The organism is Arthrobacter sp. TS-15 (assembly GCF_006964045.1).
GTDB lineage: Bacteria > Actinomycetota > Actinomycetes > Actinomycetales > Micrococcaceae > Arthrobacter.
This window is the reverse complement of record NZ_SDXQ01000029.1, coordinates 172,422-184,471: the sequence shown is the minus strand read 5'-3', so window position 1 is coordinate 184,471 and position 12,050 is coordinate 172,422. Positions and strand designations below refer to the sequence as shown.

The following is a 12,050-nucleotide window of genomic DNA, read 5'->3' as shown; positions in this document are numbered from 1 at the left end:
CACCCCCGGCCGTAAGGCGGCCACCCATATGAAAGGAACACCATGAAGTCTCTTATTACCCGGAGGAAGTCACTCCTGGTGGCCGCATCGGCTGCGCTTGCTCTCTCGCTGAGCGCTTGCGGCGGCGGCAGCACCACAACTACTCCCCCGGTTGCTTCGGCAAGCTTCGAAGCCGGCACCACCATGGAGAAGCTCAACAAGGCCGGGACCATCAAGATCGGAACCAAATTCGATCAGCCGTTGTTCGGCCAGAAGGGCCTTGATGGCAAGCCTGTCGGTTTCGACGTTGAAATGGGCAAGGCAATCGCCGCAAAACTGGGCATCGCCGCAGACAAGATCGAGTGGGTAGAGACGGTCTCCCAAAACCGCGAGTCGTTCATCGAGCAGGGCCGCGTCGATCTTGTGATCGCCACGTACACCATCAACGATGCCCGTAAGGAAAAGGTCTCCTTCGCCGGACCGTACTACGAAGCTGGCCAGGCTCTGCTGGTGAATAAGGACGACAACTCCATCACCAAGCCTGAAGATGTTGCCGGCAAGAAGGTCTGCTCCGTTACGGGTTCCACCCCGGCCAAGACCATCGCCGAGAAGTACAACGCAGAGGTAGTCCCCGCGGCCACCTACACCGCTTGCCTGGAACCGCTGCGCAACAAGCAGGTCGTCGCGGTCACCACTGACAACGTGATCCTTGCCGGCTATGTGGACAAGGAACCGGATGCTTTCAAGCTCGCCTCGGATGAAACCTTCACCAAGGAGCCTTACGGCATCGGTCTGAAGAAGGATGACACTGTCTTCCGCAACTGGATCAACGATCAGCTTGAGGGCTTCGCCAAGGACGATACCTACAAGAAGGCTTGGGAAGCCACAGCAGGCAAGGTCATCAAGACCGCACCTGAACTTCCTACGATCAACCGCTACTAGTCGGGACCCGTCAACTGCCGCCGCCCCCTCCGGGCGGCGGCAGTTGACGAATCCAGGACCCTGTTCCCTGATTAGCTGCAGCCAAAGGAAGCCATGGACGCCGTCATAGCAAGCCTCCCCGAATACTGGGACGGATTTCTCCGAACCCTGTATCTCTCCGTAATTTCAGGAATCATTGCCCTCATTGTCGGCACACTCCTGGCGGCCATGAGGGTTTCCCCCGTGGCAGCACTTCGCGGTTTCAGCATGTTCTATGTTGAAGTGGCGCGTAACACCCCGTTGACCATCATTTTCTTTTTCGCCGCCATTGTTTTGCCCCGATTGGGCGTCAAGTTCGAACAATTCGAAGTTGCTGCCATCATCGCGTTGAGCAGCTACACGGCCGCCTTCATCGCCGAAGCGGTCCGTTCCGGTGTCAACAGCGTGCCTGTGGGCCAGGCAGAAGCTGCCCGCAGCGTCGGCATGACCTTCACACAGGTCCTCGGCTTCATCGTCCTCCCCCAAGCCGTGCGGACCGTCATACCCCCGTTGATCAACATCCTGATTGCCTTGGTCAAAAACTCCTCGGTGGCCGGCGCATTCTTCGTCCTGGAGCTTTTCGGTTACGGCCGGCAGCTCTCCAACGACTACGGCAACCAGGTCCTCTGGATCCTCCTCGGGGTGGCGTTCTTCTACCTCTTGATCACAGTTCCCTTGGGACTCCTGGCGCACTTTGTTGAACGAAAGGTGGCGATTGCCCGATGACATCGGTCCTTTACGACGTCCCCGGGCCCAAGGCCCGCCTCTATTCGCTCATCGGCTCTGCCGCCGGCGTTCTGATCATTCTTGGCATCCTGGCTATCGCTGTCATAACGCTGGCGCAGCAGGGTATCTTCGACGCCGACCGCTGGGAGATTTTCTACGGCCCCATGGCGCCGGACGTCTGGAACCTGATCGGCCAGGGCATCGTTTCCACCCTGACCGCTGCTGCCGTTGCAGCCGTGATCGCGTTCCCCCTGGGTATCGCGCTCTGCCTCCTGCGCATCTCCCTGATTCCCTGGGTCCGTATACCAACGCAGGTAGTGCTGGAGTTCCTCCGCGGCATGCCTGTGGTGCTCATGATGTTGTTCGTCCTGCTGGTTTTCGCCACGGGACAGTTCCAAGCCGTTGTTGTTGGCCTGGTTCTCTACAACGCCGCTATCTTCGCTGAAATTCTCCGTGCCGGCATCCAGTCCCTCCCCAAGGGACAACGCGAGGCTGGTTTGGCCATTGGCCTCCGCAGCTTCCAGTCGCGGATGTCCATCGAATTCCCGCAGGCTGTGCGCCGCATGCTTCCCTCATTGGTTGCCCAGTTGGTGGTTCTGCTCAAGGACACCTCGCTCGGCTACATCGTGGGCTACGAGGAACTGCTGCGGAAAATCCAGATCATGGCCGACTTCCTCGGCCCTGACTTCCTGTTCCCGGCGTTCTTTGTGGGCGCGGCCATCTACATCCTGATCAACCTGACGGTGTCACGTATCGCCATCTGGATTGAACGCAGGGGTTCCAAGAAAACCGCTGGCGGCACGGCCAAGGCGACCGCAGCCGGAGCGGTTCCCACCGCCAAGTAGTTCTCTGGCAAGCAAACGGCGGGTCCGGTTCCAATGGAACCGGACCCGCCGTTTTTGATTTCTTGAACGTGCTCGGGACTACGGCGCCAGCCACGTCCTCAGTGCACGGAGGCACTCACGGATGGCATCGGCGTCGACGTGCTCGTTGTCCTTGTGCGCCAGCAAAGGATCGCCGGGGCCGAAGTTCACCGCCGGGATGCCCAGTTCACTGAAACGCGCGACGTCGGTCCATCCGTATTTGGGTTTGGGCTCGGCACCGACTGCGGCGATGAAGGACGCGGCGGCGGGGTGATTGAGTCCGGGCCTCGCGCCGGCAGCAGCGTCTGTACGGACGACGTCGAATCCTTCCAGAAGCTCCCTGACGATGGCCTCTGCCTGGTCCGGATTCTTGTCTGGAGCGAAACGGTAGTTGATCTCCACCACGCAGCGGTCCGGGATGACGTTCCCTGCCGTGCCCCCGTTGATTTTCACGGCATTGAGGCTTTCGCGGTAATCCAGGCCGTCCACGTTGATGGTCTGTGGCTCGTAAGCGGCGAGCCGCGCCAGGATGGGTGCCGCGGCGTGGATCGCGTTGATGCCCATCCATGCGCGGGCTGAGTGGGCTGTTTCGCCGATAGTGGTGGCCTCGAAACGGCTGGTTCCGTTGCAACCGCCTTCCACGGTGCCGTGGGTTGGCTCCAACAAAATTGCGAAGTCACCCTTCAGCAGATCTCCGTGGTTCCGAACCAACCTGCCGAGTCCGCTCTTGACCGCTTCCACCTCTTCATGGTCATAAAAGACGAAGGTGACGTCCTTGTCCGGCTGCCTACCATCGTCGAAGAGTGTTGCCGCAAGCGCCAGCTGCACCGCCACGCCGCCCTTCATATCCGTGGTGCCGCGGCCATACAGCACGCCTTCACCAGGAACGCCGGACTCCCAGGTGGCCGGAACTGTACCCAAGGAGCCCTCAACCGTAGGCAGGGGCACGGTGTCCAGGTGTCCGGCCAGGATGACACGCTCCGAGCGGCCGAGTTCGGTCCGTGCAACGATGGCGTCGCCGTCCCGGATCACGGTATAGGCAGGAATGGCGCGCAAAGCTGCCTCGACGGCGTCGGCGAGTTCGGTCTCGTTGCCGGAAACGCTGTTGAAGTCGATGATCGCAGCCGTCAGCAAGGCAACGTCCTGGCGCAGGTCAAGGAGGGCGGGGGCAGGGTTCAAAGTCACCCGTCCAGCCTAATGCCCGCAAATGCGACTTCTGTGGTGTGAGACAGGTTTTAACCGACCTCCGCCTGCTGGATAGACTTGGCGCATGACTGAAACTGCTTCCTCTGCTGTGCCCGCAACCGCGCCCGCCAACCCCCGATCGGCTTATGGCTTCGGCCTGGCCACCATCGCCACCTCGGCTTCCGGGGAAGCAACCGTGCTGGACGTCTGGTACCCGGCACCCGCACTTGGCGTTGCGGCCGAAACCCTCCGTGACGTTGAGAATGCCGACCCCGCGCTCACTGCACTGGCCAACGACGGCAAGGATGCCGCCCGCGGGACGGAGCAGAAAGTGGTCTTCGCGCAGATCGACCTCGACGCCGCCCCGGCAGACACTGCCGATGCTTACCTGCGTTTGCACCTCCTCTCCCACCGCCTGGTCAAACCGAACAGCATCAATCTGGACGGCGTCTTCGGCAAGCTGCCCAACGTGGTGTGGACCAACTTCGGCCCCGCCGCCGTTGACGGCTTCGAGTTGACCCGCGCACGCCTTCGCAAGCGCGGCAACGTTGTGGTGTACGGCGTGGATAAGTTCCCGCGGATGGTTGACTACGTGGTTCCCACGGGTGTGCGCATTGCCGACGCCGACCGCGTCCGCTTGGGTGCCCACCTCGCCGAGGGCACCACTGTGATGCACGAAGGCTTCGTGAACTTCAACGCCGGCACCCTGGGCACCTCCATGGTGGAAGGCCGCATCTCTGCTGGCGTTGTTGCCGGCGACGGTACAGACGTTGGCGGCGGAGCATCCATCATGGGCACGCTCTCCGGTGGCGGCAAGGAAAAGATCGCACTGGGCGAGCGCGTCCTGCTCGGTGCCAACTCCGGCGTAGGCATCAGCATTGGTGACGACTCCGTGGTGGAGGCCGGACTCTACGTCACCGCCGGTACCCGTGTCCGCGTTCCGGGCCCCAAAGACGAAAACGGCGAGGACACCACCAAGATCATCAAAGCCGTGGAACTCTCCGGCGTTCCCAACCTGCTCTTCCGCCGCAACTCCACCACCGGCGGCGTGGAAGTACTTCCCCGCAAGGGCCAAACGGTGGAGCTGAACGAGGCTCTCCACGCCAATTAGCAGGAGAGAATCAATGCGCCGGTTCCGCCGCGCCATAGTTGCGGTGCTGGCTTTGGCCCTCGTAGCAGGTGCCATTTACGCGATAGTTGCAGTGCTGCAGCGCTCCGAGACACTTGTCACGGAGCGCTGCCTCGCCATGGTCGGTCCCGAAAGCCACGAGCTCGCCACGGATCAGACAGCCAATGCTTCACTCATCTCCGCAATCTCCGTCCAGCGAGGACTTCCACCACGCGCGGCAACTATTGCCCTGGCCACGGCCATGCAGGAATCCAGGCTGCGCAACATCAATTACGGCGATGACGCCGGCCCGGACTCCCGTGGACTGTTCCAGCAAAGGCCCTCGCAGGGATGGGGAACCGAAGAACAGGTCATGGACCCCGTCTACGCATCAAACGCGTTCTATGACGGCTTGGTTAAGGTCCCAGCCTACGAATCCATGGAAATCACCCAGGCCGCCCAAGCGGTCCAACGTTCAGCCTTCCCCCGCGCTTACGCCCAACACGAAGGCATGGGCAGGGCCTTCGCTTCTGCTCTCACCGGTCACTCCGAGGCTGCACTGAACTGCGAACTGCGCATGCCCGAGGCGGCTGGTGACCCTGCCGCCGTCGTTGATGAACTCACGACGGCGTTCGGCACCCAAGCGGCCACCGTACAGGGCCGCTCGGTGCAGCTGGACATCGATGGAACACTGGCCTGGGCTGTGGCCCATTGGGCAGTGGCCAACGCCAAGACGCTGTCCATTACCCAGGTGGACGTTGCTGGCCAGACGTGGAACCGGGAGAAACGGGACGGCTGGCAACCTTCTGCCGCCCCACCTGAGATGGTCACCATCACGGTCTCCGCCCCCGCCACCTGAGTTTTTGTACAGCTCCCGCCCTTATACGCGCGTCTTAAGGGCCGTATCTGTCCAAAAAATCGCTCAGGCGAGAATCTCCACCACAGGTTGGACGTAGCTGCGGAAGACATCCGGCTCGGAGAGCAGTTGGTGGCTCATGATCATGGTGTTGGGTTCCAAATACCAGGCACGGGGTTCATTGAGCGGCAACTCAATAATGGTGAGTTCGAAGTCACGGGAACTGCGGCCAACTTCAAGAAGCCTGTCCTCCACCATTTCGCTTAGCACCTGTGTCATCCCGTTGGCTTCACGGGTGGCCTCAAGGTTGGCATACTCATCGATCCTGTCGGTGGCCCACCCCAAGGCAGAGCCAAAATGAGCTTGCAGAACGCGTTGAAGGGCCGGTGAGTTGCCAAAAGCCTTGAAGCTGGGCGGCGAGAGCTCCGGGGCCGGATGGGGATAGGACTTCACCAGACTCTCCCACCAAGCCTCCCACTCGGTCTTCAGTGCAGGGAGGCCACCCACATCAGAAGTGAGGTGTTTATGGTCTGCATGCCGGACTTTTGGTGTTGCGTGCGAGAGTATGGGTTTTCCGGCGCCATCAAGTCCCGCTACGTCGCGCAAGTACAGGGCGATGAGCATCGGCCCGGACGTATCCATGGTGATGCGCCATCCCGGGCCGCCTGACTCGTGCATGCGAATTCCTCCCTTTGGCAGGTCCCCGACATGTTCCAGTCTATTCCCGATGACTCCGCACGGTAATGGCGTCATCCGCCTCTTATGGGGCTCGGCCGACGCAATGACGCTTAGCGGCTGGATGGCGCGGCCCTGAGGGACCGCAGGTGAGCCGTGAGGACGTCGCTGCACATCTCTGCGGTCATCCACTCGGGCTGCAGCAATGCGTGCATGCACAAGCCGTCCATGGTGGCAAGGAGCCTCTCCGCTTCAGTCACAAGGGTTTGCCGGGAGTCAGCTTCACCGGGGTTAAGGATAAGGATGAGGCGACCGACGACGGCGGCCACGGTGCGGTGGCTGCGCTCGGCTTCAGCGGCCAGGACCGGCCTGATCCGGGCAGCCTGCCGGAACGCCATCCATACACAAGCGTCTACCGCCAGTTCCTCGTCCAACGGCAGGAACTGGCCGAGGAGGTATAGCACGGCATCGTGTTGTTCGGCGCTGTCCGGCGACGCATCCTCGACCGATGCAAGTGCCGCTTCAAGGCGGCCTACGATGCGATCGATCACTGCCCCGAAGGAGAAGACCAAGAGCTCATCGCTGCTTGCGAAGTAGTGGCGCACCGAACCAACAGCCAGTTCTGCTTCGTCAGCCACTTCCCTCAGTGATGCCCGTTCCAAGCCATCGCTGGCAATGATCCGGAAGACGGCTTGGACAACTTCATGGCGCCGGGCTTCGGCATCAACAATTTTGGGCACTAATTGTTTTTAGCACGAACGTGCTTCAACACCGCTCAACAGAGAGCGGCGTGGCTCCAATTTCCGATAGCGTAGGAACCATGAAAATTCTTGTCACGGGTGGCACCGGCTACATCGGTTCCCACACCGTTTTGTCCCTCCAGGAAGCCGGCCACGACGTCGTTGTGCTCGACAACCTCGTGAACTCCAGCGAGGAATCCCTCCGCCGCGTTTCCGAGCTCACCGGCAAGACCGCCGCCTTCCACAAGGTTGACCTGGTAGATGAGCCCGCAGTTGAGGCGGTCTTCGACCAGCACCAGATCGACGCCGTGATCCACTTCGCCGGCCTGAAGGCCGTGGGCGAGTCCGTCCAGGAACCCCTGGCCTACTACTACAACAACATTGTGGGCACGCTGAACCTGCTCCGCGCCATGGACAAGCACAACGTGCGCTCCATCGTCTTTAGCTCTTCCGCCACGGTCTATGGCGAGCACAACCCCAGCCCGTACATCGAGAAGATGGAAATCGGCGCCAACAACCCGTACGGCCGCACCAAAGAGCAGATCGAGGACATCCTCTCTGACCTTGGCAACGCGGACGACCGCTGGCATATCGCACTGCTGCGCTATTTCAACCCCGTGGGCGCACACCCGTCCGGCCGCATTGGCGAGGACCCGCAGGGCATCCCGAACAACCTTGTCCCCTTCATCGCGCAGGTAGCCGTGGGACGCCGTGAGAAGCTCATGGTCTTCGGCGGCGACTACGACACCCCCGACGGCACAGCCCAGCGCGACTACATCCACGTGGTTGACCTGGCCGATGGGCACGTAGCAGCCCTGAACTACATCGCTGAGCGTGCCGGCGTCCGCCGCTGGAACCTTGGCTCCGGCCGTGGCTCCTCCGTCCTGGAGGTTCTGCGGTCCTTCGAGAAGGCCGTGGGCCAGCCCATCCCCTACGAGATCACCGGCCGCCGGGCCGGCGATCTCCCCGCTTTCTGGGCGGACGCTTCCTCCGCCCTTGCAGACCTCGGTTGGTCCACCACCAAGACGGTGGACCAGATGTGCGAGGACCACTGGCGCTGGCAGAAGAACAACCCCTACGGCTACAACTCTGCTCAGCCTGCAGCGGCGAACAACGCCTAGTCTGCAGGCACCGCAACCAACGACGGCGGCCGCTCACCNNGGTGAGCGGCCGCCGTCGTTATTAACGCTGCTGCCGTGTCAGTTGGCCGGGTAGTTGCGCTCCGGCTCCCCTGTGTAGAGCTGCCGCGGACGGCCGATCTTCGTCTGGGGGTCGTTGATCATTTCGCGCCACTGGGCAATCCAGCCCGGGAGGCGTCCGATGGCGAACAGTACGGTGAACATCTTCTCCGGGAAGCCCATGGCCTTGTAGATGAGGCCGGTGTAGAAGTCGACGTTCGGGTACAGCTTGCGCTGGATGAAGTAGTCGTCAGCCAATGCCTTCTCTTCGAGGCGCATGGCGATGTCCAGCAGTTCGTCGTTGCCGCCGAGCTTACCCAGAACTTCGTGTGCCGTTGCCTTAATGATCTTGGCGCGGGGATCGTAGTTCTTATAGACACGGTGTCCGAAGCCCATGAGGCGGACGCCGTCTTCCTTGTTCTTGACCTTCTCCATGTAGTCCTCGGGCTTGATGCCGTCGGCCTGGATCTGGCGGAGCATCTTCAGCACGGCCTCGTTGGCGCCACCGTGTGCGGGGCCGAAGAGGGCGTTGATGCCGGCGGAAACCGACGCGAAGAGGTTGGCATTGGACGAGCCCACAAGACGCACGGTGGACGTGGAACAGTTCTGCTCGTGGTCGGCGTGCAGGATGAGCAGGAGGTCCAGTGCCTTGACGACTACCGGGTCCATTTCGTACTGCTCGGCCGGAAGGCCGAAGCTCAGGCGCAGGAAGTTCTCCACCAGGTTCATGGAATTATCCGGGTAGAGCATCGGCTGGCCGATGGACTTCTTGTGCGCGTAGGCAGCAATGACCGGCAACTTGGCCATCAGGCGGATGGTGGAAACTTCCACGTGCTCCGCGTTGAAGGGATCCAGCGAGTCCTGGTAGAACGTGGACAGCGCAGAAACAGCCGAGGAAAGCACCGGCATGGGGTGGGCGTCACGCGGGAACCCGCCGAAGAAGCCCTTGAGCTCTTCGTGCAGGAGCGTGTGGCGACGGATCTTCTGATCAAACTCTTCCAGCTCCGTGGGAGTGGGAAGGTTGCCGTAGATCAGCAGGTAGGAAACCTCGAGGAAGCTCGAGTGCTGCGCGAGCTGCTCAATGGGGTAACCGCGGTAGCGCAGGACACCTGCGTCGCCGTCGATGTAGGTGATGGCCGAGGTGGTGGCCGCTGTGTTCATGAAGCCGGGGTCATAGGCAACGGCGCCCGTCTGCTTCAGCAGCTTGGAAACGTCGTAGCCTTCGTTTCCTTCTACAACCTTGATGCGCGGCAGTTCGAGTTCGCCGCCGGCATGGCGCAGTGTCGCGCTGGTGGTCTCAGTCATGGAGTCCCCTTCATGAGGCCTCAGGGCCTCTATCGAACGCTTGTCCAACCACCTTCTGGTGTCGCCGCCTTCGGCCCTACTGTTGCAGGGCTCCAACGGCCGAAGTGCTTTCTTAGAGAAGGCCACCATTGATAGTCAGTTAAAAAGCTACCGCCAGTAACCCTGCGGAACTAATCCGTACCGTCCGGTTACTGGCGGAATGACGCTATAAGTGGCGCAAGTCACAGCATTGTTATGAGGCTGTGGCAAGCCGTTCAACTGCGGCATCGATTCGTTCGTCACTGCCGGTGAGGGCCACCCGGATGAATCCGTTACCGGCGTCTCCATAGAACACGCCCGGGCCCACCACAATGCCGAGGTCAGCGAATCGAGCCACGGTGTCCCACGTGGCTTCTCCGGCCGTGGACCACAGGTAGAGCCCGGCCTTGGATTCGTGGATGGTCAGCCCGAACTTCTCCAGCGCAGGCACTATCCTCTCGCGGCGTCCGCGGTACAGGTCCTTCTGGGCCAGCACGTGGCTGGCATCGCCCAGTGCAACGCGCATGGCTTCCTGCACGGGGTAGGGAACAATCATGCCCGCATGCTTACGGCTGTTCACCAGGTTGGCCATGATGGCCGAATCCCCGGCAACGAAGGCTGCCCTGTATCCGGCAAGGTTGGATTGCTTGCTCAGCGAGTACACGCACAGCAGGCCGTCCGTGGAGCCCCCGGTGACGCGGGGATCCAGGATGCTGGGCACAGCTTCTCCCCCGCGTTGGGCATCCCATTCGCCCCAACCCAGCTCGGCGTAGCATTCATCCGAAGCCACCACCGCGCCGAGCTCGCGGGCCTGGCCCACGATCCGCTGCAGTGACTCAACATCACGGACGCTACCTGTGGGATTGCCGGGCGAGTTGATCCAGATCAAACGAACCTTCGCGCGGGTGGCTGCATCAAGTTCGTCGAGGTCATCCGCAGCAACCGCCGTGGCACCTGCAAGTGAGGCGCCGATATCGTACGTCGGGTAGGCAACGGTAGGCCTAACAACAACATCGCCGGCGCTCAAACCGAGCAGGAACGGCAGCCAGGCCACGAGCTCCTTGGAGCCGACGGTTGGCATGACGTCCTTGGGGTCCAGCCCCGGCACACCGCGGCGGCTGGCGAACCAGTCCACTACGGCTTGGCGCAGGGCCTCGGTGCCGTGCACCGTGGGGTAGCCATGGGCGTCCGAGGCCGCAGCAAGGGCCTCACGGATGAGTCCGGGAGTGGGGTCCACCGGCGTGCCGATGGAAAGATTCACTGCGCCACCGGGGTGTTTAGCGGCTGTGGCAACATACGGCGCCATAGCCTCCCACGGGTAGTCAGGCAGGTTCAGGCCGAAAGCCGGCGCCGCGGAAATCAAGGAAACAACCGCCCTTAGTGGTCTTGGTTCTGCGGGGGCAGTGCAGCGATATACGGGTGGTCCTTGCCCGTGTTTCCGATCTTGGCGGCTCCGCCAGGGGAACCCAGGTCATCAAAGAACTCAACGTTGGCCTTGTAGTAGTCGGCCCATTCTTCCGGGGTGTCATCCTCGTAGTAAATGGCCTCAACAGGGCACACAGGTTCACAAGCACCACAGTCGACACATTCATCGGGGTGGATATAGAGGGAACGCTCACCTTCGTAAATGCAGTCGACAGGGCACTCTTCAATACATGCCTTGTCCTTGACATCCACACACGGCTGCGCGATTACGTACGTCACGTCCCAGACCTCTCCACGGTTTGTCCCGGCGATGGCCGGGGTAACACTGCCGGCATCATGCCGGGCACTCAACTTCCGAGCCTATTATCCAACAGTGCGCTAACGCCAACCTAGCCCGCGTCTTAGTATGAAACGGTGACTCCCCCGAATGTGCCGCCCCAACAGTTCCTCCTCAACGCAGAGCCAGGAATCCGGGTAGTGGTCCGGTACAGGATCGAGGACGGTTTGACGGACGCACTCGGCTATCTGGTAGGAACCACCGAAGGCGCCTGTACAGTCCGGACCCGCACGTCCGACGTCGACATTCCGCTGGCAATGGTTATCGCCGCGAAAGAGGTTCCACCTCCGCCGCCGCGCCGGCAATCCGTGCGCGCCGCGTCCGACTGACGGGCAGCCGACTGATGACCACAAGCATGATTAACGTCACTCCGCCGATGCCGAACACCCAGACGTTCCCCACGGCGTCGCCCGGAATCAACTGCTTGGCCGGACCGGCTGAGGACAGGATTCCGACGACGGCGTAGCTCACCACGCCTGCCACCGCCGCCGGTACCACCGAGCGGCACCAGGCAGCGAGCCACAACTGTACGGACGCCACGAGCAGCAGAGCTGCGGCCACGCCCCATGGGAGCTCAACGCCTGCCCAAAGTACGGTCCGCCGATGGAGCGCTGTTCCGGCGAGGGCAACAAAAAGAGCCGCCGGCACGGCCGCAGCAATGCTGCGTGCCATACCGGCGGCTCTCTTCTTCATTC

At 61.8% G+C, this 12,050-nt stretch carries 14 protein-coding genes; 7 read left to right on the top strand and 7 right to left on the bottom strand.

The genetic code is table 11. The features are described from left to right. Positions 1–42 precede the first annotated feature (42 nt). The 3 genes from EU811_RS11125 (at position 43) to EU811_RS11115 (ending at position 2,510) form a co-directional block, all read left to right on the top strand. Entirely contained in the window at positions 43–921 is an 879-nt protein-coding gene (locus tag EU811_RS11125; protein WP_142938481.1) for a glutamate ABC transporter substrate-binding protein, read from the top strand. A gap of 93 nt (positions 922–1,014) precedes the next feature. Continuing rightward, on the top strand, positions 1,015–1,665 hold the full coding sequence (locus EU811_RS11120; protein WP_011775440.1) for an amino acid ABC transporter permease: 651 nt from the start codon (positions 1,015–1,017) through the stop codon (positions 1,663–1,665). Then, entirely contained in the window at positions 1,662–2,510 is an 849-nt protein-coding gene (locus EU811_RS11115; protein WP_142938480.1) for an amino acid ABC transporter permease, read from the top strand. The genes EU811_RS11120 and EU811_RS11115 overlap by 4 nt, the downstream gene beginning before the upstream one ends. 78 nt (positions 2,511–2,588) lie before the next feature. Here the strand turns inward: EU811_RS11115 and dapE are convergent, their stop codons facing one another. Then, on the bottom strand, positions 2,589–3,713 hold the full coding sequence (dapE, locus tag EU811_RS11110; protein ID WP_142938479.1) for a succinyl-diaminopimelate desuccinylase: 1,125 nt from the start codon (positions 3,711–3,713) through the stop codon (positions 2,589–2,591). Positions 3,714–3,798: 85 nt separating this feature from the next. Between dapE and dapD the strand changes: the two genes are divergently transcribed. Both dapD and EU811_RS11100 read left to right on the top strand, forming a co-directional pair. After that, positions 3,799–4,824: a 2,3,4,5-tetrahydropyridine-2,6-dicarboxylate N-succinyltransferase gene (dapD, locus tag EU811_RS11105; protein WP_142938478.1), complete on the top strand. Its 1,026-nt coding sequence runs from the start codon at positions 3,799–3,801 to the stop codon at positions 4,822–4,824. Between the two features lie 13 nt (positions 4,825–4,837). Further along, positions 4,838–5,680 (top strand): hypothetical protein, encoded by an 843-nt coding sequence (locus EU811_RS11100; RefSeq protein WP_142938477.1) that lies wholly within the window; start codon positions 4,838–4,840, stop codon positions 5,678–5,680. Between the two features lie 63 nt (positions 5,681–5,743). Here the strand turns inward: EU811_RS11100 and EU811_RS11095 are convergent, their stop codons facing one another. Next, the gene (locus tag EU811_RS11095; RefSeq protein WP_142938476.1) at positions 5,744–6,355 is read right to left on the bottom strand and encodes a hypothetical protein; all 612 of its coding nucleotides are present in this window, start codon (positions 6,353–6,355) and stop codon (positions 5,744–5,746) included. 110 nt (positions 6,356–6,465) lie between these two features. After that, on the bottom strand, positions 6,466–7,092 hold the full coding sequence (locus EU811_RS11090; RefSeq protein WP_142938475.1) for a TetR/AcrR family transcriptional regulator: 627 nt from the start codon (positions 7,090–7,092) through the stop codon (positions 6,466–6,468). Positions 7,093–7,172: 80 nt separating this feature from the next. Here EU811_RS11090 and galE point away from each other — a divergent pair, with 80 nt between their 5' ends. Further along, positions 7,173–8,213 carry a UDP-glucose 4-epimerase GalE gene (galE, locus tag EU811_RS11085; RefSeq protein ID WP_142938474.1) on the top strand — a complete coding sequence of 347 codons (1,041 nt, stop codon included), beginning with the start codon at positions 7,173–7,175 and terminating at the stop codon, positions 8,211–8,213. A gap of 78 nt (positions 8,214–8,291) precedes the next feature. On the opposite strand, the gene EU811_RS11080 is transcribed toward galE, so the two are convergent. From EU811_RS11080 to fdxA, 3 genes are all read right to left on the bottom strand, one after another. After that, complete coding sequence (locus EU811_RS11080) at positions 8,292–9,575, bottom strand: citrate synthase (protein WP_142938473.1); 1,284 nt, start codon at positions 9,573–9,575, stop codon at positions 8,292–8,294. Positions 9,576–9,807: 232 nt separating this feature from the next. Further along, entirely contained in the window at positions 9,808–10,956 is a 1,149-nt protein-coding gene (dapC, locus tag EU811_RS11075) for a succinyldiaminopimelate transaminase (protein WP_142938472.1), read from the bottom strand. Positions 10,957–10,970: 14 nt separating this feature from the next. Further along, on the bottom strand, positions 10,971–11,297 hold the full coding sequence (gene fdxA, locus EU811_RS11070) for a ferredoxin (protein WP_017200392.1): 327 nt from the start codon (positions 11,295–11,297) through the stop codon (positions 10,971–10,973). A 135-nt stretch (positions 11,298–11,432) separates the two neighbouring features. Here fdxA and EU811_RS24725 point away from each other — a divergent pair, with 135 nt between their 5' ends. Further along, positions 11,433–11,684, top strand: coding sequence for a putative acetyltransferase (locus EU811_RS24725; RefSeq protein ID WP_446698051.1), 252 nt, complete (start codon positions 11,433–11,435; stop codon positions 11,682–11,684). On the opposite strand, the gene EU811_RS11060 is transcribed toward EU811_RS24725, so the two are convergent. After that, positions 11,617–12,048 carry a hypothetical protein gene (locus EU811_RS11060; RefSeq protein ID WP_142938471.1) on the bottom strand — a complete coding sequence of 144 codons (432 nt, stop codon included), beginning with the start codon at positions 12,046–12,048 and terminating at the stop codon, positions 11,617–11,619. The genes EU811_RS24725 and EU811_RS11060 overlap by 68 nt on opposite strands. Between the last annotated feature and the right edge of the window lie 2 nt (positions 12,049–12,050).

Coding starts and splice junctions, on each gene's coding strand:
- EU811_RS11100 (WP_142938477.1), top strand. CDS start 4,838: ATGCGCCGGTTCCGCCGCGCCATAGTTGCGGTGCTGGCTTTGGCCCTC.
- EU811_RS11120 (WP_011775440.1), top strand. CDS start 1,015: ATGGACGCCGTCATAGCAAGCCTCCCCGAATACTGGGACGGATTTCTC.
- EU811_RS11095 (WP_142938476.1), bottom strand. CDS start 6,355: ATGCACGAGTCAGGCGGCCCGGGATGGCGCATCACCATGGATACGTCC.
- dapD (WP_142938478.1), top strand. CDS start 3,799: ATGACTGAAACTGCTTCCTCTGCTGTGCCCGCAACCGCGCCCGCCAAC.
- EU811_RS11115 (WP_142938480.1), top strand. CDS start 1,662: ATGACATCGGTCCTTTACGACGTCCCCGGGCCCAAGGCCCGCCTCTAT.
- EU811_RS11125 (WP_142938481.1), top strand. CDS start 43: ATGAAGTCTCTTATTACCCGGAGGAAGTCACTCCTGGTGGCCGCATCG.
- EU811_RS11080 (WP_142938473.1), bottom strand. CDS start 9,575: ATGACTGAGACCACCAGCGCGACACTGCGCCATGCCGGCGGCGAACTC.
- EU811_RS11060 (WP_142938471.1), bottom strand. CDS start 12,048: ATGAAGAAGAGAGCCGCCGGTATGGCACGCAGCATTGCTGCGGCCGTG.
- galE (WP_142938474.1), top strand. CDS start 7,173: ATGAAAATTCTTGTCACGGGTGGCACCGGCTACATCGGTTCCCACACC.